The 2,943-nt window shown below is 50.9% G+C and carries 1 rRNA gene; it reads right to left on the bottom strand.

Annotated elements, in window-relative coordinates:
- Positions 1 to 32: 32 nt before the first annotated feature.
- Positions 33 to 2,926, bottom strand: a 23S ribosomal RNA gene (locus AB4513_RS13435).
- Positions 2,927 to 2,943 lie beyond the last annotated feature (17 nt).

The raw sequence follows: 2,943 nt of genomic DNA, 5'->3' as shown, positions 1-2,943 counted from the left end.
TCTTTGAGTCCACAAAACCCCTTGGGTGTTGTATGGTTAAGCCTCACGGGCAATTAGTACAGGTTAGCTCAATGCCTCGCAGCACTTACACACCCTGCCTATCAACGTCGTAGTCTACGACAACCCTTTAGGACACTTATAGTGCCAGGGAAAACTCATCTCAAGGCTCGCTTCCCGCTTAGATGCTTTCAGCGGTTATCGATTCCGAACTTAGCTACCGGGCAATGCCATTGGCATGACAACCCGAACACCAGAGGTTCGTCCACTCCGGTCCTCTCGTACTAGGAGCAGCCCCTTTCAATTTTCCAACGCCCACGGCAGATAGGGACCGAACTGTCTCACGACGTTCTAAACCCAGCTCGCGTACCACTTTAAATGGCGAACAGCCATACCCTTGGGACCGACTTCAGCCCCAGGATGTGATGAGCCGACATCGAGGTGCCAAACACCGCCGTCGATATGAACTCTTGGGCGGTATCAGCCTGTTATCCCCGGAGTACCTTTTATCCGTTGAGCGATGGCCCTTCCATTCAGAACCACCGGATCACTATGACCTGCTTTCGCACCTGCTCGAATTGTCATTCTCGCAGTCAAGCGGGCTTATGCCATTGCACTAACCACACGATGTCCAACCGTGTTTAGCCCACCTTCGTGCTCCTCCGTTACTCTTTGGGAGGAGACCGCCCCAGTCAAACTACCCACCAGGCACTGTCCGTAATCCCGATTCAGGGACCAACGTTAGAACATCAAAACTACAAGGGTGGTATTTCAAGGACGACTCCATCACATCTAGCGACGCGGTTTCATAGTCTCCCACCTATCCTACACATGTAGGTTCAATGTTCAGTGCCAAGCTGTAGTAAAGGTTCACGGGGTCTTTCCGTCTAGCCGCGGGTACACTGCATCTTCACAGCGATTTCAATTTCACTGAGTCTCGGGTGGAGACAGCGTGGCCATCATTACGCCATTCGTGCAGGTCGGAACTTACCCGACAAGGAATTTCGCTACCTTAGGACCGTTATAGTTACGGCCGCCGTTTACCGGGGCTTCGATCAAGAGCTTCGACCGAAGTCTAACCCCATCAATTAACCTTCCGGCACCGGGCAGGCGTCACACCGTATACGTCATCTTACGATTTTGCACAGTGCTGTGTTTTTAATAAACAGTTGCAGCCACCTGGTATCTGCGACTCTCGTCTGCTCCATCCGCAAGGGACTTCACTGATAAGAGCGTACCTTCTCCCGAAGTTACGGTACCATTTTGCCTAGTTCCTTCACCCGAGTTCTCTCAAGCGCCTTGGTATTCTCTACCCGACCACCTGTGTCGGTTTGGGGTACGATTCCTTACAATCTGAAGCTTAGAGGCTTTTCCTGGAAGCATGGCATCAATGACTTCACTACCGTAGTAGCTCGACATCGTATCTCAGCGTTAATGAAAGTCCGGATTTACCTAAACTTTCCGCCTACGTACTTGAACCTGGACAACCGTCGCCAGGCCCACCTAGCCTTCTCCGTCCCCCCATCGCAATTGTAAGAAGTACGGGAATATTAACCCGTTTCCCATCGACTACGCCTTTCGGCCTCGCCTTAGGAGTCGACTTACCCTGCCCCGATTAACGTTGGACAGGAACCCTTGGTCTTCCGGCGAGGGAGTTTTTCACTCCCTTTATCGTTACTCATGTCAGCATTCGCACTTCTGATACCTCCAGCAGCCCTTACAGACCACCTTCAACGGCTTACAGAACGCTCCCCTACCCCACATACCCTAAGGTACGTAGCCGCAGCTTCGGTGTATAGCTTAGCCCCGTTACATCTTCCGCGCAGGCCGACTCGACCAGTGAGCTATTACGCTTTCTTTAAATGATGGCTGCTTCTAAGCCAACATCCTGGCTGTCTGAGCCTTCCCACATCGTTTCCCACTTAGCTATACTTTGGGACCTTAGCTGGCGGTCTGGGTTGTTTCCCTCTCCACGACGGACGTTAGCACCCGCCGTGTGTCTCCCGGATAGTACTTACTGGTATTCGGAGTTTGCAAAGGGTTGGTAAGTCGGGATGACCCCCTAGCCTTAACAGTGCTCTACCCCCAGTAGTATTCGTCCGAGGCGCTACCTAAATAGCTTTCGGGGAGAACCAGCTATCTCCAGGTTTGATTGGCCTTTCACCCCTAGCCACAAGTCATCCGCTAATTTTTCAACATTAGTCGGTTCGGTCCTCCAGTTGATGTTACTCAACCTTCAACCTGCCCATGGCTAGATCACCTGGTTTCGGGTCTAATCCTAGCAACTGTACGCCCAGTTAAGACTCGGTTTCCCTACGGCTCCCCTAAACGGTTAACCTTGCTACTAAAATTAAGTCGCTGACCCATTATACAAAAGGTACGCAGTCACACCACGAAGGTGCTCCTACTGCTTGTACGTACACGGTTTCAGGTTCTATTTCACTCCCCTCACAGGGGTTCTTTTCGCCTTTCCCTCACGGTACTGGTTCACTATCGGTCAGTCAGTAGTATTTAGCCTTGGAGGATGGTCCCCCCATATTCAGACAGGATATCACGTGTCCCGCCCTACTCGTTTTCACTGATTATGATGTGTCGGTTACGGGGCTATCACCCTTTATTGCGAGACTTTCCAGACTCTTCACCTGCATCATTAAAAGCTTAAGGGCTAATCCAATTTCGCTCGCCGCTACTTTCGGAATCTCGGTTGATTTCTCTTCCTCGGGGTACTTAGATGTTTCAGTTCCCCCGGTTTGCCTCCTGTTGCTATGTATTCACAACAGGATACTTACTTATGTAAGTGGGTTTCCCCATTCAGGAATCCCAGACTCAAAAGGTTATTACTACCTAATCTGGGCTTATCGCAAGTTATTACGCCTTTCATCGCCTCTGACTGCCAAGGCATCCACCGTGTACGCTTAGTCACTTAACCATACAACCCGAAAGGGT

It is taken from the genome of Vibrio sp. 10N.222.54.E6, assembly GCF_041473955.1.
Taxonomy (GTDB): domain Bacteria; phylum Pseudomonadota; class Gammaproteobacteria; order Enterobacterales; family Vibrionaceae; genus Vibrio; species Vibrio tasmaniensis_A.
This window is presented reverse-complemented; position numbering and strand designations above follow the sequence as displayed.